Origin of the sequence: Burkholderia sp. E168m23 (assembly GCF_016586125.1) — a bacterium.
GTDB lineage: Bacteria > Pseudomonadota > Gammaproteobacteria > Burkholderiales > Burkholderiaceae > Burkholderia > Burkholderia orbicola.
The window spans coordinates 1-19311 of record NZ_BCPP01000022.1; the positions used below are offsets into that span (position 1 = coordinate 1).

Genomic DNA, 19311 nt, shown 5'->3' on the forward strand with positions numbered 1-19311 from the left:
CCGGCGATGCTCCAGCCGGTCAATGCGCGCGCGAATTCCGTCACGTCGGCTTGCGTGTAGCCGGTGCGCACGCCGAGCGTATGCAGTTCCATGATTTCGCGCGCGAGGTTCTCGTTGAGCCCGCGCTTCGCCGCCGGATTGCGTGCCTGCGCATGCAGCGCGGCCGGACTGTCGGGGCCGACCGAACGCGCCTGGTCGAGGAACACCTGCATCGCGGGATGCTGCTCGACGGCGACGAGCATGTCCTCGAAACGACCGAGCACGTGCGGGCGGATCGCGTCGCGTTCGAATGCGCCCGCGTACGCGGCCACCTGCCCCTTGTCGACCGATACCGCGAAATGGTTCGCCCAGAAATGCACGAGACGTTCGACGAACGGCGCGGGCGTGGTCAATGCGCTGTTCATGCGCGCGGCGACGGCGCTGCGATACGCGTCGTAGCCGTCGCGGCGGATCGATTGCTCGGTCGCGCGCTTCGCGGCGGGGTCGTCGCTCTTCATCGCGTTGCGTGCATCGGCAAAGCGCGTGGCGAGCGTGATTGCGTCCGGTTCGCCGGCCCATGCGGCGGGTCGTGCGTCGTAACGGTCGAATTGCGCGACGAGTGCCGCTTTCGGATCGGCGGGCGGCGCTTCGTCGGCGCGTGCGCCGAGACCGAAGCGGTTCAGCGCGATTGCGGCCGGCGTGGAGTCGTTCGGGTGGTCCATGACGGGCTCTCTTGCGGTGCGTACTCACGTTCAACGCAAGCACACCGGGAAATCCGTCGCGGGAAGGGAAAATATTCTTTTTGATCGAGGGAACGCCGGGCGGAAGTTTCTCGCCGCGCGGCGGCAGGCATCGTCAATGGAGAACGACCGCGCGATTCGCCGGAACCGGCAAACGCATGACGCGCGAGCGACATGCGGATCGCATGCCGCCCGCGTGGTTTAGCCGGTTTACTCGCTCGCCGATGCGTCCGGCTTCTTCTGCAGCTTCGGCGGCAGACGCCAGTTGCCGCTGCGCTGCAACCCGTCGACGAACTTCGCGCGCTCGTCGGGTGTCAGCGTCGCCGCGAAATCGACGACGCTGCGCTCGACCTGTGCCCGCATCGCGGTGTCGGCCGCGCGCGTGCGGTCGAGCGCCGCATCGATCGCCGCGCGATCGAGTTGCGGCGCGGCGAGCAGGTCGAGCACGGTGATCCGGCCGTCGCGCCCTTCCCGCGCGAAATCGCGGCCGCTCTTGCGCGCCGCCTTCAGCGCGGCGGCGAACTCGCGCTGCCGCGCATCGGGCAATTCGTCGGCGGCGAAACGCAACGCGGTGCGCGATGCGGGCGTGCCCGCCGCATGCAGGTCGCGGTGAGTCGAGAACCACTGATACGCGCCGCCGCCGATCGCGCCGAGCATGAACACATTCAACACGACCGAGCCGACGAGAATGAATTTCCAGCTGCGTTCGCTCATTCGTCGGCTCCGTCGATGCTCGGGCCGCCGAAGGTCGTCGTCAGGTAGCCTGGTTCGTGTTGCGCGATCGGTGCGCTGCCGAGCATCAGCATCGACACGGCGACCGCACCGGCAAGCGCGCCGGCCAGCCCGACGCCCGCGAACGCGGCGCCCGACCACCACACTCTGCCGCGGCTTCGCGCGCGTTGCGGCGCAGGCGCCGTGGCGACGATACGTTCGACCAGCGCCGGCGCGGGCGGCGCGACCGTGTCCTGCATCAGCCACGCATCAAGCTCGGCCGCCTCGTCGAGCGCTTCCAATGCGTCGCGCGGATGTGCTTGCGCCCACGCTTCGGCCGCCGCGCGCTCGGCTTGCGGCCAGCGCCGCGCGTCCGAGCCGTACGCGGCGACGATGGTACGGAATCGTTCGGGTGTCATCGCTTGTCCTCGCTAGGTGGATCGCCGGCCAGTTGCGCGCGCAGGTTGCGCCGCGCACGGGCGAGCAGGCTTTCCAGCGCATCGACGGTGATGCCCATCAGGTTGGCCGCTTCCACGTTCGACATTTCCTGATAGTACTGGAGCACCAGCGCTTCCCGCTGCCGCGGCGGCAACGCGGCCAGCGCCTGCCGCACGCGTGCGTCGCGCGAACGCAGTTCCGCATGCGCGGCCGGCTCCGGCTGCGTATCCGGCACGTCGGGCAGCGTGTCGACGGGCTCCTCGCGCCGGCCGCGCAACCGGTCGTAGCACAGGTTCAGCACGACGCGATGCAGCCACGTGTCGAAGCGGGCTTCGCCTTCGCGCCAGCGCGGCGCCTGGTTCCAGATTCGCAAGAAGGTCTCCTGCGCGACGTCCTCGGCTTCGTTCCGGTCGCCGAGCATGCGCGTCGCCAATGCGAGCAGCCGCGGCAGCTTGCGCGCGACAAGCACGCGCACCGCCGACGCATCGCGCGCGCCGACGCGCGCGACGAGTTCCGCGTCCGGATCGCGGTCGCCGCGATCGTTCAACGCCGCCTGCTCCGTCGTGCGGCGCGCGGGCGCCGCCCTGTTACGGCAGGTATCCCCACCGCCCGGCTGAAGCTCATCGTCGTGCTCTCCTTGCATGCGTCGGGCCATCACCGGACGGCGCCATGCCGGCGGTTCCGACGGTTCGGCATCGCCGCGCGCGTCGCGCCCGGCATCGCACACGGTGTCGGCCGTGTCGGTTTCATCGACATCCGGTTCGTGCCGCATGTCGACCCTGTCTGCCAACCGCGCCACCGTCGGCCGGCGCGCTCAATATACGACGACCGGCGCGGGCCGGTAATACACCGGACGGGCCGGCACCACGACGCAGCCGGCCAGCACGATGGCTGCGGCCGCCAGTATCACGATGGTTCGAAAGGGCATCGCTTCGACTCATGATGTTGCATGAAAAATCCGCCGCGCCGGTCTCGCGTGCCGCGCGGCGGCGTGCACGTCAGGCCCAGTGGCCCGGTACCCAGCGCCAGGCCGGGCCGCGCGCGTCCCAATGCCCGGGCACCCAGTGGTAACCGACGCGCACGACCTGCCAGTGGCCCGGAATCCATACGTAGCGACCCTGCCGCCAGTGCCAGTGCCCCTGATCCCATACGTAACCCGCACGGGCCGCCGGCATCACTTCGACGCGCGGCGGCGGCGGTGCATAAGGCGCGACGATCACGGCCTGCGCGAATGCGGCGGACGTCGCGAGCGCAGCCATGCCTGCGGCGGCCAATCGCAATGAAACAGAAAGTTTCATGAAAGACTCCGAAATAACGGGCATCGACCGGTGGCGGTCGTTCATGCATTAAACGGAGCAGGCGGAAGAAATCCGTCGCGATACCGGCGAATAAATTTCGGGGGCCGCCGCGGCGTCGATGTCGACTGGCGGCGCGCGCCGCGCGATCGTACGTATCGGCCGCCATGCATGCGGGGTTGCGGTACTGTCACAACGCGGCAAAACTGCCCTTCGACAATGCAGGCGACCGGGACCCCGCTCGTTTCCGGCCCACGCCCCGGCCGTGCTTGCGCATGGCCGCGCGGTTCCCCTCGCGCCCCATCAAACGAATACACCGACCATGTCGAACCAGGACACTTTCCCTGACCAGCCGAACGAGCCGGCCGCCTCCGTGTCGCGTCGCGGCTTCCTGAAACTCGCCGGCGTCTCCAGCCTCGCCACTGCTGCCGGCGGGCTTGCGGCCGCCCGCGCCGCCGCGTCGAATCCGGACGGCACGCCCGAGCAAGTTCACCTGACGTGGGGCAACGACCCGACGTCCGAAGTCGTGATCTCGTGGGCGTCGCTCGCCCCGGCCGTCAATCCGCGCGCGCGCATCGTCGCCGACGGCGAGCCTGCGCGCACCGTGCACGGCGTCCAGCGCCTGTACACGGACGGCCTGAACGGCGAGACCGTATTCGCGTACCACGCGCGCGTGCACGGACTGAAGCCGGATACGCGCTACCGCTACGAGATCACGGCCGACAACGACAGCAACGCCGCGCAGCCGTTCTCCGCGAATTTCTCGACTGCGCCGCGCGGCCGGGCGCCGTTCCGTTTCACGAGCTACGGCGATCTCGCGACGCCGAACGGCGCGTGGGTGCTGTCGTCGCCGCAGAGCCGCTTCGCGGTGCAGGCCGTCGAACAGTTCCAGCCGCTGTTTCACCTGCTGAACGGCGACCTCTGCTATGCGAACCTGAACCCGGCGCACCAGCCCGAGGTGTGGCGCGATTTCGGCAACAACAACCAGACGTCGGCTGCGAACCGCCCGTGGATGCCGTGCCCCGGTAATCACGAGATCGAATTCAACAACGGTCCGCAGGGGCTCGACTCGTACCTCGCACGCTATACGCTGCCCGAGAACGGCACGCATTTCCCGGGCCGCTGGTACAGCTTCCGCGTGAGCTCCGTGCTGTTCGTGTCGCTCGACGCCGACGACGTCGTGTACCAGGATGCCGCCGCGTTCGTCGGCGGCCCGGCGCCGCTCGTGCCGGCCGCGAGCACCGGCCGCCCGCCGATCGAGCCCGGCACGTCGTTCTACGTGCGCGGCTACAGCAACGGCGAGCAGACGCGCTGGCTCGAACGCACGCTGCGTCACGCCGCGCACGACGACGACATCGACTGGATCGTCGTGCAGATGCATCAGGACGCGCTCAGTTCGTCGAAAACGGGCAACGGCTCCGACAAGGGCATTCGCGAAGCGTGGCTGCCGCTGTTCGACCGTTACGGCGTCGACCTCGTGCTGTGCGGCCACGATCACGACTACGAGCGCAGCTACCCGGTGCGCGGTTGCAATCACCGGGCGGGCGTCGATGCGAAAACCGGTGAAGTGGTCGAAACGCTGCAGCCGCGCCCGGTCGGCTCGAACGATCCGGATCGCACGAAGTTCGATACGAGCCACGGCACGATCCACCTGATCCTCGGCGGCGGCGGCACCAGCGCGCCGCTCGACGTGTACGGCGAAAACCCGTCGACCGGCTTTGCGCAGGCGAAGGTGTTCACGAAGCCGAACCGGCCGGTGCCGGGCACCGCGCCGAACACGTTCGTGCGTCAGCCGGCCGATGCGCTCGAGGATGCGATCTGGTCCGCGCGTCGCGATACGGGCACCGGCTACGGGATCGCGGTGTTCGACCACGATCCGGGCAAGCCGGGCGGCCAAACGACGATCACGATGCGCTACTACCACGCGCCGGGCGCCGACCAGCATCCGACCGCGCAGTACGAGCTGTTCGAGACGATCGAGTTGAGCAAGAAGCGGCGCGAGCGGTGATCGACGCATCGGGCGCCCGCTGCGACGAGCGCCCGATGCGCGGCCGTCGACGGCCGGAACGCGCGGCGCGGGTCAGACTGCCCGCGTCGCACTCCGGCCCATGCAGATGAGTTTCGAATACCGCATTTACACGCCATCTTCGGCCGCCCCATTCGACGCCGTCGCCAACGTGCTGCGGCAAGCGCATTGCGACATCGACGTCGATCCCCATGAACGGCGGCTTGAAATTCTCGATGCGGCCAGCGGCTCGCCGCTGATCGATCTGTCGATCGAAGCAGCCGTTTTCCGCCTTGTCACGACGCTGGGCCCGACGCGAAACGCGATGCTCGACGCGATCGGGCGTGCGCTGTCGGGAATCGACGCACCGTGGCGTATCGACGACGCGTGATCGGCTCGCGCGCCTGAGTCGATCGTGCACGCCAGTCCGGCTGCGTCGCTGCAACGGCCGCGTCCCCGTAAAATGCGCGTTTCCGGCGAAATCTTCCCTTTGTATCGCGGCACGCGCTGACGGCACGCGCGAGCCGAGCCGAATCATCCGAAATCGAACTGGCATGTTGAAACAGGCAGCAAGCATGAAACGCAAGAACAAGGCAACGCTCGTCGGGCTCGGCGCGGTGCTGTTATGGGCGTCGGTGGTCGCGCTCGTGCGCGGCGTCAGCGAAAGCCTCGGCGCGACCGGCGGCGCGGCGATGATCTATACGGTGGCGTCCGTGCTGCTGCTGTTCTCGATCGGCTTCCCCGACCTGAGCCGCTTCCCGAAAAGCTATCTGCTCTGGGGCGGGCTGCTGTTCGTGTCGTACGAGCTGTGCCTGGCGCTGTCGATCGGCTATGCGAGCAACGGTCGGCAAGCGATCGAAGTCGCGATGGTCAACTATCTGTGGCCGAGCCTTACGTTGGTCGCCGCCATCGTGTTCAACCGGCAGCGTGCGAACCTGCTGGTCGTGCCGGGCGTCCTGCTGTCGATGCTCGGCATCTGCTGGGTGCTCGGCGGCGACCAGGGGCTCGATCCCGCCGGCATGCTGCGCAACGTCGCGGACAATCCGCTGAGCTACGGCCTGGCATTGTTCGGCGCGCTGATCTGGGCTGCCTATTGCACGGTGACCGCGCGCATCGCCAACGGCAAGAACGGCGTCACGCCGTTCTTCATGCTGGTCGCCGCGGTGCTCTGGATCAAGTTCGCGATCGAAGGCGGCGGCGGCATGACGTTCAGTTTTCGCGCGATCGTGTATCTCGTGCTGGCGGCGTCGGCGCTCGGCTTCGGCTACGCAGCCTGGAACACCGGCATCATGCACGGCAACGTGACGGTCATCGTCGGCGCATCGTACTTCACGCCGGTGCTCGCCGCCGCCCTCGCCGCCACGCTGCTGCATGCGCCGCTGTCGATCGAATTCTGGCAAGGCGCATCGATGGTGTGCGGCGGCTCGATCCTGTGCTGGCTCGCGACGCGCAGCCGGCGTCGTGACGAGGCCGAGCCCGTGCCGATCGGTAAGGAAACCGAAGGTAACTGCCACGGATAACGATGCCCGGCGCCGTCGACGGAGGGCTCGAACGCAGCGGTCGGCCATGCCCCGAACTGCGGCCGCCGGGCTACCTCTGCGATTCCAGCGCGATCCGCACGGCCAGCCCGGCCAGCACCGTCCCCATCAACCAGCGCTGAACCGCCGCCCACAGCGGCCGCCCCGCGAGAAAGCCTGCGATCGAACCGGCCGCGCAGGCGATCAGCGCGTTGACGCTGACGCTCACCACGATCTGCACACAGCCGAGCGCCAGCGACTGCGCGAGCACGCTGCCGTGCCCCGGCACGATGAACTGCGGCAGCAACGACAGATACATCACCGCGATCTTCGGGTTCGCGAGGTTCGTGACGAAGCCCATCGTGAACAGCCTGACACGGCTGTCGTGCGGCAACTGCCGGACCTGGAACGCGGAGCGCCCGCCCGGCTTCAGCGCCTGCCACGCCAGGTACGCCAGATACAGCGCGCCGGCAAAGCGCAGCGCATCGTATGCGTACGGCACGGTCATCACCAGCGCGGTGATGCCCACTGCCGCACACACCATGTAGAACACGAATCCCAGTGCGACGCCGCCGAGCGATATCAGCCCGGCGCGGCGGCCCTGGCAGATCGAGCGCGAAACCAGATAAATCATGTTCGGTCCAGGCGTCAGCACCATGCCGAGCGACACGAGTCCGAACGCAAACAGGGTGGGCAAGGCCGGCACGGAACACTCCTTCATGGCAACGACAACGATGTCCGAACAATATATTGCATCTCAATCATCGTCGGCATGAATAAACCGCAAGTGCCCCATGAGCGTCGTGCATCGTGCCTACCGGTTGCTACCTGCTCTTTTTCGCGCGCGTCCGGGTCGTATTCCCAGCCTTCGCACGTTGCGCATCGACGAGCCGCACGAATTCGTCGGTGACCGCATTGCCGGCGGTATTCCACGCCAGTCGCACGGAGCGATGCAGCCGCGGCGACAATTCCAGCACACGGCCGCCAAACGGCGTGTACGTGAGCGTGATGCGCGGCACGATCGACACGCCCATGCCGGCCTCCGCCATCGACAGGATGGTGCGCATCTCGACGACGTTGAACGCCGCGCGAAGCGGCACGCCGCCGCGCGCGAAGTAATCCGTAATCACCGGCCCGCACCCCGCCTTCGAGAAGATAAACGGCGCCGCGGCCAACTGCCTGGCCGACACGCTCTTGCGGCCGGCGAACATGTCGTCGGCCGCTACCGCGACAAAATCCTCGTCGAGGAGCGGCAGGTTGTGCGCAAACGTCTTCGTGCCGGCCACCACGCCGACGTCGGCCGTCCCGTCGTCGATCCACCCTTCGACTTCGCTGTCCGTGCCTTCGAGCAGCACCGCCGACACGCCCTGGTGCATTTCCTTCAACGCCTCGAGCGCGGGAACGACGAACGCCAGCGACACGCTCGGCAGCGACGCGACCACCAGCTTCCCTTCAAGCTTGCCGCGCGACAGGCCGAACTGCTGGCGCAGCATCTGCGCTTCCCGCACCACGCTCTGGACATACGGCCACAGGCGTTCGCCGGCCGCCGTCAGGACGACCGGCTGCCGGTCGCGCCAGAGCAGCTTGACCTGCGTGATGTCTTCCAGCTCCGTCAGCGCATGGCTGATCGCGGATTGACTGCGGCTGAGCCGGTCTGCCGCGGCCGTCAGCGAGCCGAGTTCGACCACGGCGGCCAGGGCCTGCAACTGCGCAAGCGTCATCGGGTTTCCTTGTTCGGGGGTATGTATGCCACGCATGAGGTGGCTAATCGACTTGAATTATATTGAACTGCCGGCGAGTGCCGGCATGGGGCTGGTTCGCCCGCTGCGGGACAAGATATCGCCCGGGATTTTCAGGATGATCGCCCTGCAGTTCGTGCTCATCGCAGCGTCGCGGATGATCTGGAAGTCGGGCGCATTTCGGCACGGCGGATCGTCTGCCGCCCGCACGGGCAGCGTGCACGCAATCAAGCCATCGATCGCGCATGCGTTCTGAAAGCTGCAACGCGTAGTATTCGCAGACCCGGCGTATCGCTCCGACCCGCTCCGACCGACAGCGCGGACGATACGCGACCGGCTTTGCTGCGCGTACGCTGATGCTGACGTCGGCGTTGCCACGTTTTCAAAGGCACGAAATGGAAACCTATGTGTTGCTGGGCTGCGGATTGGGCCTTGGCTTGTTGATCGCGATCTGGGGCATCTGGTCGCTCCGATGACGCGCACCGGCCCCGTCCGCGCGCAAGGATTCCGTAGGGAGACGGACGGGAAACCGTAGTGTCGGTGAACGGTTCCATTCGACTTGATTCGCAGTCCGATTCAGCCTGACATCGCCCGCCCGCCCCTGAACGGTCGGTCGCCGCTGCCGCCCGGCACGCGACATGTCCGGCACCGCGCCCTGCTCCATTCCCGAAGACGCGTTAGACTATTCGGATGGAACAATGCCGTTATTGCCAGAGAATCCGCGATGAATGGGATTGCCACGGCGACGAATGCCGCCGGGCAATCGCCAAGGCACTGCGCCGCCAGCGTGCGGGCCTGCCGATGGTGCCCGATCGCATCCGCAACGAGTTGCCGTCCGGCGCGCCGACCCAGCAGGTGATCGCGGTCCTGTCGCGCCAGCGTCTGCGCGCGCGTCGCGGCAACGAGGAACGCCGCGAGCGCAAGGAAATCGACGACGACGGGGTCTGATCCAGCCACCGTGCCGTCTCGCGATCCGTTGCACGTTGTTCGCCCCCTCCTTCCCGCAGGGCGTCCCCCGTGCGCGCATCCCTTCTGTTCACGCCCCCGCTGTCCCTTGCAATCCCGGCAACACCGCATGGGGACGGAAGACGTTTGTCTCGAAATTATTACCTCGAGCGCAACGATCTTTCACTCAAACCCACGTTTACCCTAGATCACGCGACGCCTACGATGTAATCAACCGCTTACGACATGGTGTCGAACGCGGAAAGCCAAATAAACATCGGAGGTCATCATGAAATCGCTCGTTTCCGCAGTCGCCGCCGCAGTCGCCCTGTCCGCCTCGTTCGGCGCATTCGCACAAAGCACCGTGACGCGCGCCCAGGTGCGCGAGGAACTGGTCCAGCTCGAAAACGCCGGCTACAAGCCCAGCCAGTCGAGCCCGCATTACCCCGCCGACATCCAGGCTGCGCAAGCCCGCGTGCACGGCGTCGACAACAGCGGCTCCGGCTCGCAACCGGCCGCGACCGCCGAGAGCGGCGCACCGGTCGTCCGCGCGCAGAACCCGCGCGACTCGGTCTACTTCGGCCACTAAGTCTGCCGCTGCACGCCCCGCGCGTGCGGCCCGCAGATGCAACGAGCCCGTCCCGCGTCGGGCTCGTTGCGTTTCGGCCCGCCGTCAGCGAGTGCCGTCCGAGGCGACGCGACCGGTTTGGTCCGGCGTACCGCCGCGGACCAGATCCTGATAGCGCACGCACACGCACTGCGCGGACGCCTTCGCCGCATACATCGCCGCATCCGCCTTGACGAGCAACTCCTCGGCCGACGCGCCATCCGCCGGAAACTCGCTGACGCCGATGCTCGCGCCGACGGCCATGCGCCCTTCGTCGAACTCGAGTTCCTCGGCCATCACGATCTGGATGCGCGACGCGACATCGCCGATCACCGCGGGTGAACTCACGTCCGAAATCAGCACGATGAATTCGTCGCCGCCGAGCCGTGCCGCCATGTCGCCGGCGCGCAGCACCTGGCTCAGCCGCTTCGCGACCGCGACGAGCGTGCGGTCGCCCGCCGAGTGTCCGTGCTGGTCATTGATCTGCTTGAAGCGGTCGAGATCGACGAACATCACCGCCAACCCCTCGCGCACCGCGGCCGCATGCCGGATCGCGGCCTCGAGATGCTCCATGAACAGCAGGCGGTTCGGCAGGCCGGTCAGCGGGTCGTGACCGGCGAGGTGCGTCAGTTCCAGCTGCTTCGCGCGCAGCATCGCCATCTGCGTGCGGATCTCCACGCGCATGCTGTCGAAACAGCGCGCGAGCACGCCGATCTCGTCGGCCCGCGCGACCGGCAGCCGTTCGGCGGCCGGGTCGTCGAACACGTGTGTCGCGGCGCGCGCGAGGGTCTGCAACGGCCGCGTGATCGCACGCGCGAACAGGATCGCGAGAATCACCGCCAGCACGCTCGATACGAGCACCATCCTGACGATTCGTTCGCCCAGCATGCCGGCCGGCGCGAGCACGTCGGCCAGCGGGCGCGCCATCCCGAGCACGACGAAGCGGTTGCCCTCGTCCTGCCCGAACGGCGTGCGCACGAACGCGAACATCTGGCCCGGTGCTTCGTCGGGCTGCGCGAGTCCATTGAGCGTCACGTTCGTGCGCGCGCTGTCGAACAGCGCGCGCGTGACGGCAAAGCGGTCCTGCATCAGGACGCGCCGGCCGCGATCGAAGCCGAACGTCTGCGCCGGATCGGGATGCACGAGAAAATCGCCCCACTCGTTCGCGAGATAGACCGCATAGTCGTCCGGAAGATCGCGTTCGAGCCGGTCTAACACGCGCGACAGCTCGACGTCGACGACGAGCGCGCCGACCGTCTGGCCGGCCGCGTCGACCACCGGCGTGCCCACGCGCAGGATCGGCAGCCCTTCCGCCGCATGCGATCCCGTCTCGTGATTGACCACGATCGGCGACAGATAGATATGGCCGGGCGCCGTCGCGAGCGTATCGAATACATAGGAGAACTGCCCTTTCTCCTGGAACGCGCTTTCGGGCAGCACGACGATGCCGCGCGCATCGCGATCGAGGCGAATGCGTTCGATCCCGAAATGCCCGCTCGCGATCAGGCGAATCTGCAGGTATTCCGCATGATTGCGCATGAAGCTGTAGTACACCTGCTCGAGCCGCATGCGTCGCGCGGCGTCCGGGTTGTCGCCGCCGGCGACGGACGCGGACGACGGCAACTGCGCGAGCACGAGCGCATCGTCGGCCACGTCGGCAAGCGCGGTGGTGAAGCGCTGCCCGAGCAATTGCGTCGACATCAGCAGGCTGTGCTGCGCTTCCTGCACGAGCATCGCGCGGTTGGCGCGATACGCGTAGTAGCCGGTCGTGCCGGCCGCGATCACGCCGATGCACGCGAACAGCACCGACAGCTTCGACGTGAGGCCGAGCCGGATCATTTTCCGAATCGCTCCGGCCGGTCGCCCGACACGATGCGGCTCCACAGCGATTCGCGGCGCGCGATGTCCTCCACGGGCTGAAGCCACACGAGATGCTGGTGTCCGGTATCCAGGCCGCGCGGCGGCTCGAGCGTGTTCGCGAGCCCCTGACGCTCGGTCAGCAGCGCGCCGATCGCCGGTTCGAGCATGTAGTTGATCCACGCGAAGGCAAGCTCGGGACGTTGCGCGCCGCGCGTGACGGCCCAGCAGTCGAGCCACGCGAGCGCGCCTTCGTCCGGGATCACGTACCCGACGTCCGCGCCGGCGCGACGCAACTGCTCCACCTGCTGCGTGCCGTAGTTGCCGAACATCAGCGCCGCGCGATGCTGGACGAACAGCGCGGTCGCTTCTTCGGGAAGCGTGTAGTACGTCAGCAGGTTGCGGCGCAGGTCGATCAGCTTGCGGGCCACGGCAAGCGTCTGCGCGGGCGACAGGCGGAACGGATCGGAATAGCCGAGCGCCAGCGCCGTGAACGAGAAGTTGTGCTGCGCGCTGTTGAAGTCGAGCACCTTGCCGCGATAGCGAGGATTCCACAGCTCGCGCATCGAGCGCGGCGCGGCCGGCACCTGCTTGCGATCGTAGATCAGCCCCATCGACGAATACGTGAACGGGATCGCGTAGGACGCGCCGTCCTGCACGAGGCCGCCGATCGTCGCGAGCTGCTGGAAATTCGGCAACTGCCGCCGCCGGTTCGCGATGCGCGACAGGTCGATCGGCGCAAGCAGGTGTTCATGCGCATAGCGCTGGATCTCGGCCGTGTTCGCGGCCAGCACGTCGTACGGCGGCGGCGACGCGCTGTGCAACCGCGTCCACAGCGCTTCGTCGGAATCGACCAGCGTCACCTCGACACGCACATGAAACTGCGCCTCGAATGCGCTGACGATATCGCTGTCCGCATAACCGGGCCAGGCCAGCACGCGCAGCACGTTGTCGTTGACGGTTTCGGGAGAGGCCGCGACGGCCGGCGGAACGGGCGCCAGTAAGCCAAGCGTCAGCATGACAAGCAGCGTGCGCACGGCGCCGCGGGCGCGCGCGCGTGCACCGATTCCCCTGATCAATCGCACCCCGCGTGAATCGCCCGGCTGCATTCGACTGTCCTTTTTCGAGTCGATGCGATATCCCGCAACGAGACCATAAAACGCAGGGTCACGCAATCGGAACAAGCCGCACGTCGCGCATATTCGCGGGCCTCACGGCTGAATGCGACCCAATTACACGAGCCCGCGTCGGGCCGCGAACACACGAACACGCGAATACGCGGAGACGCGAATACGAACGTCAGCGCCAGGCCTGCGTGAATTCGGCGATCACGCGCGACAGGTGGGCGCGCATCGCGTCGCGCGCACCGGCCGCGTCGCGCGCCATGATCGCCGCGAAGATCCGCTGGTGATCCTCCTGCGACGCCTCGCGCAGCGCGGGCGAGTGAAAGTGCTCCTCGATCTTGTCCCACAGCGGATCGGCGCGCGCGCAATCCCACATCGCCGTGACCATGTGCAGCAGCACCGTGTTGCCGGTCGATTCCGCGATGCGCAGGTGGAATTGGCGATCGGCCGCGTCGTATGCGGCCTTGTCGTTCATCTGTTCGCGCATCGTCGTCAGCGAGAAAAACAGGCGGTCGAGATCGCCATCCTTGCGCTCGGTCGCCGCGAGCGCCGCGACTTCCGCCTCGATCAGCCCGCGCGCGCGCAGCGTCTCGATCGGCCCGGGGCCGCGCGGTACTTCGAACGTGACCGGCCGCGCGGCGTCGGCCGCCGACACGTAGATGCCCGAGCCGATCCGCACCTCGACGACCCCCTGCACCTCGAGCGCGATGATCGCCTCGCGCACTTGCGTACGGCTCACGCCGAACTGGTCGGCCAGACTGCGCTCCGACGGCAGCCGCGCGCCGGCTTCGAACGCGCCGGCGGCCACCATCGCGTGAATCTGCCGCGCAAGGCCGATATAGGAGCGGTCCGCGGCATCGGTGTCGCGGCTGGCGGGCAGGCTGGAAAGGTCGGTCATCGAAAGGCTCGCAACAGGCTGGCCGGCGCCGCTGCGGCGTCGGATCGACAAAATGGTACACCAATTTGGCTGCGCCGCCGGTTCGACCGATCGGCCAGCCTATGCCTGCCACTTCCAGAAATGCATCACGCGTGATCGCTTGCCTGACAACTGGTAAACCACTATCCCACGCAACTGGCATACCAATCATAATCCGCACACCGACGACGGCCCGGCACGCCGCCGCCCCGCTCGTCCGACGCATGAACCGACAGCCAGGAGCCTTTCCAGTGAAGATGTCTTTCCGTTGGTACGGCGAGTCCGATCCGGTCTCGCTGCAATACATCCGCCAGATCCCCGGCGTCACGCATATCGTGTCCGCGATCTACGACGAACCCGTGGGCGAGGTGTGGCCCGCGCACAAGATCGACGCGCTGAAGGCGACGATCGAGCGCGCCGGCCTGCGGTTCGACGTCGTCGAATCGGTGCCGGTGCACGAGGACATCAAGCTCGGCAAGCCAACCCGCGACCGCCTGATCGACCACTACCGGCAGACGATCCGCCATCTCGGCGCGGCCGGCATCCGCGTCGTCTGCTACAACTTCATGCCCGTGTTCGACTGGACCCGCACCGAGCTGTCGAAGACGCTCGACGACGGCTCGACCTGCCTCGCGTTCAGCACCGACGCGGTCGACCGGATCGATCCGAACGACGGCATCGCGCTGCCCGGCTGGGATTCGAGCTACCGGCCCGAACAGTTGCAGGCGCTGCTCGCCGACTACCGCGACGTCGACGAGAACGCGCTGTGGGCCAATCTCGAATACTTCCTGAAGGCGATCATTCCGGTCGCCGAGGAAGCCGGCGTGAAGATGGCGATCCATCCCGACGATCCGCCGCGCCCGATCTTCGGGCTGCCGCGCATCGTGAAGAACCGCGACGATCTCGCGCGGATCGTGCGCATCGTCGACTCGCCCGCGAACGGGCTGACGCTGTGCTCGGGCTCGCTCGGCGCGGGCCCCGAGAACGACGTCGAAGCGCTCGTGCGCGAGTTCGGCGCGATGGGCCGCATCCATTTCGCGCACATCCGCAACGTGAAGGTCGACGCGAACGGCGATTTCGAGGAAACCGCGCATCTGTCGAGCTGCGGCTCGCTCGACATCGCCGCGATCGTGAAGGCGTACCACGACACCGGCTTCACCGGCTACGTGCGCCCCGACCACGGCCGCATGATCTGGGGCGAGACGGGCAAGCCCGGCTACGGCCTCTACGACCGCGCGCTCGGCGCCGTCTACCTGAACGGCCTGTGGGAAGCGCTGGCGAAGTTCGACCGCACCCCGCAAGCGTCGCGGTAATCCGCCCTTCGAGGCGGCCGGCGCAGCGGATCGCCGGTCGCCCGCCACGACATTCCGCGCGGAGACACCGCCATGCCACGCATTCGATGGGCCATGATCCTGATGTGCTTCCTGGCCAACGTCATCAACTTCATCGATCGCGCGAACCTCGCGATCGCGGCGCCCAGCATCCGTGCCGACCTCGGGCTCGACGCGGTCGGCATGGGGCTCGTGCTGAGCGCGTTCTTCTGGACCTATGCGTTCCTGCAATTACCGGCCGGCTGGTTCATCGACAAGGTCGGCGTACGCGTGAGCCTCGCGCTGGCCGTCGGCTGGTGGTCGGTGTTCACCGTCGCGACGGGCGCCGCGCGCGGCCTCGCGCAACTCGTCGGCGTGCGGCTGATGCTCGGCGTCGGCGAAGCGGCCGCGATCCCGTCGTTCGCGAAGGTCGCGTTCAACTGGTTCCCGCGCAGCGAGCGCGGCCTGGCCAGCAGCATCTTCGACAGCGGCTCGCGCGTCGGCTCCGCGCTGTCGCTGCCGCTCGTCGCGTGGCTGATCTCGCTCGTCGGCTGGCGCGGGTCGTTCGTGATCACGGGCGGCATCGGCATCGTCTGGGCGCTCGCGTGGTGGTTCGTCTATCGCGACCCGGAACGCTATCGCGCGATCGCGCCGGACGCCGTCGATGCGCTGCTCGCGCAACGCGGCGCACCGACGGTTGCGGCCGCAACCGACGGCCCGAAGGTGTCGTGGCTGGACCTGTTCCGCTATCGCACCGTGTGGGGGATGATGATCGGCCTGTTCTGCCTGAACTTCGCGATCTACTTCTTCATCACGTGGTTCCCGAGCTACCTGCTGCAGTCGCGCGGCTTCTCGCTCGCGTCGCTCGGCACGTGGGGCATGCTGCCCGCGCTGCTCGCGATTCCCGGCGGCTGGCTCGGCGGCTACGTGTCGGACAGCCTGTTCCGCCGTGGCTGGAGCGCCACCGCCGCGCGCAAGACCTGTCTCGTGCTCGGCATGCTGCTGTCGTCGTCGATCGCGCTGTCCGCGTTCGTGGAAAACGTGTGGGCCTGCCTCGGCCTGTTCGCGCTCGCGTATGCCAGCCTGTCGTTCGCCGGCGCCAACGTGTGGACGCTGGTCGGCGAAGTCGCGCCGACGCCCGCGCACGTCGCCTCGCTCGGCGGCATCCAGAACTTCGCGGGCAATCTCGCGGGCATCTTCATCACGACCTTCACCGGCGTGATGCTGTCGCTCACGAAAGGCTCGTTCGTGGTGCCGCTCGCGGTGGCCGGCGCGCTGTGCGTGGTCGGTGCGCTGTCGTACCTGTTCGTGGTCGGCAAGGTCGAGCCGTTGCCGCCGCTGCGGCGCGGCAGCAGCGCACGGAATGTCGAACCGAACGCGGCCTGACGCAGCGGGACGGCGCGACCGAAACGCCCACGCTTTCCTTTTCGGGCCACGCATCGGACAATGAGCCGCGCCCGCCGGGCGCGGTGCCGCCCCGGCCCGCGCGCGGCGGCGGAGCGCCCCGCCCACGCCGATGAAACGCTACGAAACCCTCGCCCATACGATCGCCGACGACATCCGCAACGGCAACCTCGCGGTCGGTACACGTCTGCCGTCGCTGCGGCAGATCATCGCGCAACATGGCGTGAGCCAGTCGACGGTGTTTCGCGCGTATTACCTGCTCGAGCAGTGGGGGCTGATCCGCGCGCGCGAACGCTCGGGCTACTACGTCGCGCCGGGCGCGCAGCCGGCCACGAGCCCGGCGACGAAACGCCGGACGAGCCGCGCGGGTGCAACGCGCAAGGTCGACATCAGCAACCTCGTGTTCTCCGTGCTCGATGCGGCCACGCAGCCCGGCATCGTGCCGCTCGGTTCCGCGTTCCCGGCGCCGCAGCTGTTTCCGCTGCCGCGCCTGGCGAAGTCGCTCGCGCAGGCCACGCGACTCGTGAGCCCGTGGAGCACGGTGGTCGACCTGCCACCCGGCAACGAAGCGCTGCGTCAGCAGATCGCGCGGCGCTATCTCGCCACCGGCATCTCGCAACCGATCGACGAAATCGTCGTCACGAACGGCGCACTCGAAGCGCTGAACCTGTGCCTGATGGCGGTGACGCGGCCCGGCGACGTCGTCGCCGTCGAAGCACCGGGCTTCTATGCGGCGCTGCAGGCGATCGAGCGGCTCGACCTGCGCGCGGTCGAGATTCCCGTCGATCCGCGCACCGGCCTCGATCTTGATGCGCTCGCGAACGCGCTCGACCGGCACGCCATCCGCGCGTGCTGGTTCATGACCAATTTCCAGAATCCGACCGGCGTCACGCTGACCGCCGAAAAGAAGCGCGCGCTCGTCGAATTGCTCGCGGCGCGCAACGTGCCGCTGATCGAGGACGACGTGTACGGCGAACTGCATTTCGGCCCGGACTACCCGCTGCCCGCGCGCGCGTTCGACCGTCACGGCCTCGTGATGCACTGCAGTTCGTTCTCGAAAACGCTCGCGCCCGGCTACCGGATCGGCTGGGCCGCCGCCGGCCGGTTCGCGGAGAAGGTGCAGCGGCTCAAGCTGATGACGACGCTGTCGGCCAGCATTCCCGCGCAGGCCGGCATCGCGAACTATCTCGAGCACGGCGGCTACGACCGGCACCTGCGCAAGCTGCGCGGCGCGCTGCACGCGCAGCTCGACCGGATGGACGACGCGCTGCGGCGCTGGCTGCCGGCCGGCGTCGAATGGGTGCGGCCCGACGGCGGGTATTTCCTGTGGCTCGCGTTTCCCGATGCGATCGACGCGATGGAACTGCATCGCGAGGCGATCGAACGCGGCATCAGCTTCGCGCCGGGGCCGCTGTTTTCGGCCGCGCACGGCTTCGAGCGCTGCGTGCGCGTGAACTTCGGCCATCCGTGGAGCCGCGACATCGAGCGCGCGATCCGCGTGCTCGGCGAACTGGTCGCGCAGCCGTCGGTCCGCAAGGCAGGCTGATCGCGTCCTGGGCGAGCGCACCGCGCCGTGCTGCGTGCGTCACGGTCATGCAGCCGCTCCGCGTGCGGGTTACATTGCAGGTCCTCCCGCCCTTTCCCGATTGCCCATGAGCCCATTGCCCTACCTCGATCACGATGCGCTGCTGACATTGACGGCCGAAGCGGCGCACGTCACGCAGCCGTGCACGTGCACGAAGACCTCGCTCGCCGGCTGGACCACGCTGCCGCTGTCGCTGCCGGACACGCAACTGATCGAAGTGGCCACGCTCGCGCCGCCGGGCGAACCCGAGCCGACCTACGCGGAATATCATCCGGCCGGCACGCGCTATGCATCGGACGACGCGCCGATCGCGCCGCGCCATTTCCCGTACAACCGCTGCACCGTCAGCCGCTGCAGTACGTGCGGCCGCCTGTTCCTGCGCTACCAGGAAGGCGGCGGCTACTTCATCGACCAGCGCATCCGCGCGCTCGATCCGGCGCTCGTCATCGACGCGTGATCGCGCAACGCACGGGGTTTTCGAGCGCGGTGCTCGGCGACGACACCGATCTCGCGGCCGCGCGGCGGCAGCTCGTTCGGTTTCCGGGCTTCCATCAGCGCGACGCGGGAACGACCCTGCCGCCGCAAGACGCCGCAGCGCAGCCCGGAAAATGAAACGGGCGGCTCGCTGGCCGCCCGTACGATGAACCGGAAGCAAACCGGCCGGCGCCCGCCATCATGCGGGCGCCCCCGGCATTCAGCGCGCCGCCACCGGCTTGCCGAACCCGCCGAGGATCTTCTTCTCGAGCGCGATGTAATCGCGGCCGAAGTGGTGATCGCCCTGCGTCTTGATCACGTCGGCGCCCGTGTTCGCGAGCGCCGGGCACATCGTGTCCGTCTCTTCCGCGCCATAGAAGCACTGCACGAGCGTCGGCGGCACCTTCGCGATTTCCGGCGCGACCTTCAGCGCCTTGTCGCTCGCGGGCATCCCAAGCCAGCCCGTCACGCGGATCTGGAAATCGGCCGACGGCGCGAAGCCGAGCAGCGACATCACCGCGACCTTGTCGCGCAGGTCGGCCGGCAGCCGGTTGTACGCGAACGGCATCACGTCGGCGCCGAACGAGTAGCCGACCAGCGCCACGCGGCTCGCATGCCAGCGCGCCATGTAGGTGCGCATCACGCGGGCCAGGTCGCGGCTCACC

Annotated in this window: 21 protein-coding genes and 1 pseudogene; 11 read left to right on the forward strand and 11 right to left on the reverse strand. The window is 67.9% G+C overall.

The features are described 5' to 3' along the window. The 5 genes from JMF90_RS02250 to JMF90_RS02270 all read right to left on the reverse strand — a co-directional run. Positions 1–701 (reverse strand): DUF1800 family protein (locus JMF90_RS02250; protein WP_201324945.1); only part of this gene is annotated, 701 nt, incomplete at its 3' end. A gap of 228 nt (positions 702–929) precedes the next feature. Then, the gene (locus JMF90_RS02255) at positions 930–1433 is read right to left on the reverse strand and encodes a periplasmic heavy metal sensor (protein ID WP_011547627.1); all 504 of its coding nucleotides are present in this window, start codon (positions 1431–1433) and stop codon (positions 930–932) included. Beyond that, positions 1430–1849, reverse strand: a complete 420-nt coding sequence (locus tag JMF90_RS02260) for a hypothetical protein (protein WP_011547626.1) — start codon at positions 1847–1849, stop codon at positions 1430–1432. Before JMF90_RS02260 ends, JMF90_RS02255 begins: the two co-directional genes overlap by 4 nt. Next, positions 1846–2640 (reverse strand): RNA polymerase sigma factor, encoded by a 795-nt coding sequence (locus JMF90_RS02265; protein ID WP_011694754.1) that lies wholly within the window; start codon positions 2638–2640, stop codon positions 1846–1848. Before JMF90_RS02265 ends, JMF90_RS02260 begins: the two co-directional genes overlap by 4 nt. 226 nt (positions 2641–2866) lie before the next feature. After that, a complete protein-coding gene (locus JMF90_RS02270) occupies positions 2867–3166 on the reverse strand; it encodes a YXWGXW repeat-containing protein (protein WP_011547624.1) in 300 nt (99 codons plus the stop codon). A gap of 319 nt (positions 3167–3485) precedes the next feature. On the opposite strand from JMF90_RS02270, the gene JMF90_RS02275 reads away from it, so the two are divergent. The 3 genes from JMF90_RS02275 to yddG all read left to right on the forward strand — a co-directional run bounded on the left by JMF90_RS02275 (position 3486) and on the right by yddG (position 6688). Further along, positions 3486–5171: a metallophosphoesterase family protein gene (locus JMF90_RS02275; RefSeq protein ID WP_011694756.1), complete on the forward strand. Its 1686-nt coding sequence runs from the start codon at positions 3486–3488 to the stop codon at positions 5169–5171. A 106-nt stretch (positions 5172–5277) separates the two neighbouring features. Then, entirely contained in the window at positions 5278–5559 is a 282-nt protein-coding gene (locus tag JMF90_RS02280) for a hypothetical protein (RefSeq protein ID WP_226292051.1), read from the forward strand. 184 nt (positions 5560–5743) lie between these two features. After that, the gene (gene yddG, locus JMF90_RS02285) at positions 5744–6688 is read left to right on the forward strand and encodes an aromatic amino acid DMT transporter YddG (protein ID WP_041489389.1); all 945 of its coding nucleotides are present in this window, start codon (positions 5744–5746) and stop codon (positions 6686–6688) included. 70 nt (positions 6689–6758) lie between these two features. Here yddG and JMF90_RS02290 read toward each other — a convergent pair whose 3' ends face one another. Continuing rightward, complete coding sequence (locus JMF90_RS02290) at positions 6759–7391, reverse strand: LysE family translocator (RefSeq protein ID WP_171984321.1); 633 nt, start codon at positions 7389–7391, stop codon at positions 6759–6761. A gap of 118 nt (positions 7392–7509) precedes the next feature. Then, positions 7510–8406, reverse strand: coding sequence for a LysR family transcriptional regulator (locus JMF90_RS02295; protein ID WP_011547619.1), 897 nt, complete (start codon positions 8404–8406; stop codon positions 7510–7512). 85 nt (positions 8407–8491) lie between these two features. Between JMF90_RS02295 and JMF90_RS02300 the strand changes: the two genes are divergently transcribed. From JMF90_RS02300 to JMF90_RS02310, 3 genes are all read left to right on the forward strand, one after another. After that, entirely contained in the window at positions 8492–8680 is a 189-nt protein-coding gene (locus JMF90_RS02300; protein WP_264168814.1) for a hypothetical protein, read from the forward strand. Positions 8681–9114: 434 nt separating this feature from the next. Then, the gene (locus JMF90_RS02305; protein WP_006478949.1) at positions 9115–9372 is read left to right on the forward strand and encodes a hypothetical protein; all 258 of its coding nucleotides are present in this window, start codon (positions 9115–9117) and stop codon (positions 9370–9372) included. 286 nt (positions 9373–9658) lie between these two features. Then, positions 9659–9958 carry a DUF4148 domain-containing protein gene (locus JMF90_RS02310; RefSeq protein WP_006478947.1) on the forward strand — a complete coding sequence of 100 codons (300 nt, stop codon included), beginning with the start codon at positions 9659–9661 and terminating at the stop codon, positions 9956–9958. Between the two features lie 84 nt (positions 9959–10042). Here the strand turns inward: JMF90_RS02310 and JMF90_RS02315 are convergent, their stop codons facing one another. From JMF90_RS02315 to JMF90_RS02325, 3 genes are all read right to left on the reverse strand, one after another. Further along, the gene (locus tag JMF90_RS02315) at positions 10043–11815 is read right to left on the reverse strand and encodes a diguanylate cyclase domain-containing protein (protein ID WP_006478946.1); all 1773 of its coding nucleotides are present in this window, start codon (positions 11813–11815) and stop codon (positions 10043–10045) included. Then, positions 11812–12942, reverse strand: coding sequence for a PotD/PotF family extracellular solute-binding protein (locus JMF90_RS02320; protein ID WP_006478945.1), 1131 nt, complete (start codon positions 12940–12942; stop codon positions 11812–11814). The genes JMF90_RS02315 and JMF90_RS02320 overlap by 4 nt, the downstream gene beginning before the upstream one ends. Positions 12943–13132: 190 nt before the next feature. Then, the gene (locus JMF90_RS02325) at positions 13133–13855 is read right to left on the reverse strand and encodes a FadR/GntR family transcriptional regulator (protein ID WP_011694757.1); all 723 of its coding nucleotides are present in this window, start codon (positions 13853–13855) and stop codon (positions 13133–13135) included. A gap of 269 nt (positions 13856–14124) precedes the next feature. Here JMF90_RS02325 and uxuA point away from each other — a divergent pair, with 269 nt between their 5' ends. The 5 genes and pseudogenes from uxuA to JMF90_RS40590 all read left to right on the forward strand — a co-directional run. Next, positions 14125–15186 carry a mannonate dehydratase gene (gene uxuA, locus JMF90_RS02330; protein ID WP_171984320.1) on the forward strand — a complete coding sequence of 354 codons (1062 nt, stop codon included), beginning with the start codon at positions 14125–14127 and terminating at the stop codon, positions 15184–15186. A gap of 72 nt (positions 15187–15258) precedes the next feature. Next, positions 15259–16569: an MFS transporter gene (locus tag JMF90_RS02335; protein ID WP_011547615.1), complete on the forward strand. Its 1311-nt coding sequence runs from the start codon at positions 15259–15261 to the stop codon at positions 16567–16569. Between the two features lie 130 nt (positions 16570–16699). Further along, positions 16700–18133 (forward strand): PLP-dependent aminotransferase family protein, encoded by a 1434-nt coding sequence (locus JMF90_RS02340; protein ID WP_011547614.1) that lies wholly within the window; start codon positions 16700–16702, stop codon positions 18131–18133. Positions 18134–18239: 106 nt separating this feature from the next. Continuing rightward, positions 18240–18629, forward strand: a complete 390-nt coding sequence (locus JMF90_RS02345; protein ID WP_011547613.1) for a hypothetical protein — start codon at positions 18240–18242, stop codon at positions 18627–18629. Next, positions 18626–18784: pseudogene (locus tag JMF90_RS40590) on the forward strand (DUF934 domain-containing protein); the annotation flags it as partial. The gene JMF90_RS02345 and the pseudogene JMF90_RS40590, both read left to right, overlap by 4 nt. An 82-nt stretch (positions 18785–18866) precedes the next feature. Here the strand turns inward: JMF90_RS40590 and JMF90_RS02350 are convergent. Next, a partial coding sequence (locus JMF90_RS02350; RefSeq protein ID WP_236597938.1) for a virulence factor occupies positions 18867–19311 on the reverse strand: 445 nt, incomplete at its 5' end.

Excerpts from the sequence above, each read along its gene's own strand:
- JMF90_RS02260 (WP_011547626.1), bottom strand. The coding sequence starts at position 1,849 with ATGACACCCGAACGATTCCGTACCATCGTCGCCGCGTACGGCTCGGAC.
- JMF90_RS02265 (WP_011694754.1), bottom strand. The coding sequence starts at position 2,640 with ATGCGGCACGAACCGGATGTCGATGAAACCGACACGGCCGACACCGTG.
- JMF90_RS02300 (WP_264168814.1), top strand. The coding sequence starts at position 8,492 with ATGGGGCTGGTTCGCCCGCTGCGGGACAAGATATCGCCCGGGATTTTC.
- JMF90_RS02295 (WP_011547619.1), bottom strand. The coding sequence starts at position 8,406 with ATGACGCTTGCGCAGTTGCAGGCCCTGGCCGCCGTGGTCGAACTCGGC.
- JMF90_RS02320 (WP_006478945.1), bottom strand. The coding sequence starts at position 12,942 with ATGCAGCCGGGCGATTCACGCGGGGTGCGATTGATCAGGGGAATCGGT.
- JMF90_RS02310 (WP_006478947.1), top strand. The coding sequence starts at position 9,659 with ATGAAATCGCTCGTTTCCGCAGTCGCCGCCGCAGTCGCCCTGTCCGCC.
- JMF90_RS02280 (WP_226292051.1), top strand. The coding sequence starts at position 5,278 with ATGAGTTTCGAATACCGCATTTACACGCCATCTTCGGCCGCCCCATTC.
- JMF90_RS02335 (WP_011547615.1), top strand. The coding sequence starts at position 15,259 with ATGCCACGCATTCGATGGGCCATGATCCTGATGTGCTTCCTGGCCAAC.
- JMF90_RS02315 (WP_006478946.1), bottom strand. The coding sequence starts at position 11,815 with ATGATCCGGCTCGGCCTCACGTCGAAGCTGTCGGTGCTGTTCGCGTGC.
- JMF90_RS02255 (WP_011547627.1), bottom strand. The coding sequence starts at position 1,433 with ATGAGCGAACGCAGCTGGAAATTCATTCTCGTCGGCTCGGTCGTGTTG.
- JMF90_RS02305 (WP_006478949.1), top strand. The coding sequence starts at position 9,115 with ATGGAACAATGCCGTTATTGCCAGAGAATCCGCGATGAATGGGATTGC.
- JMF90_RS02275 (WP_011694756.1), top strand. The coding sequence starts at position 3,486 with ATGTCGAACCAGGACACTTTCCCTGACCAGCCGAACGAGCCGGCCGCC.
- JMF90_RS02325 (WP_011694757.1), bottom strand. The coding sequence starts at position 13,855 with ATGACCGACCTTTCCAGCCTGCCCGCCAGCCGCGACACCGATGCCGCG.
- yddG (WP_041489389.1), top strand. The coding sequence starts at position 5,744 with ATGAAACGCAAGAACAAGGCAACGCTCGTCGGGCTCGGCGCGGTGCTG.
- JMF90_RS02345 (WP_011547613.1), top strand. The coding sequence starts at position 18,240 with ATGAGCCCATTGCCCTACCTCGATCACGATGCGCTGCTGACATTGACG.
- JMF90_RS02340 (WP_011547614.1), top strand. The coding sequence starts at position 16,700 with ATGAAACGCTACGAAACCCTCGCCCATACGATCGCCGACGACATCCGC.
- JMF90_RS02270 (WP_011547624.1), bottom strand. The coding sequence starts at position 3,166 with ATGAAACTTTCTGTTTCATTGCGATTGGCCGCCGCAGGCATGGCTGCG.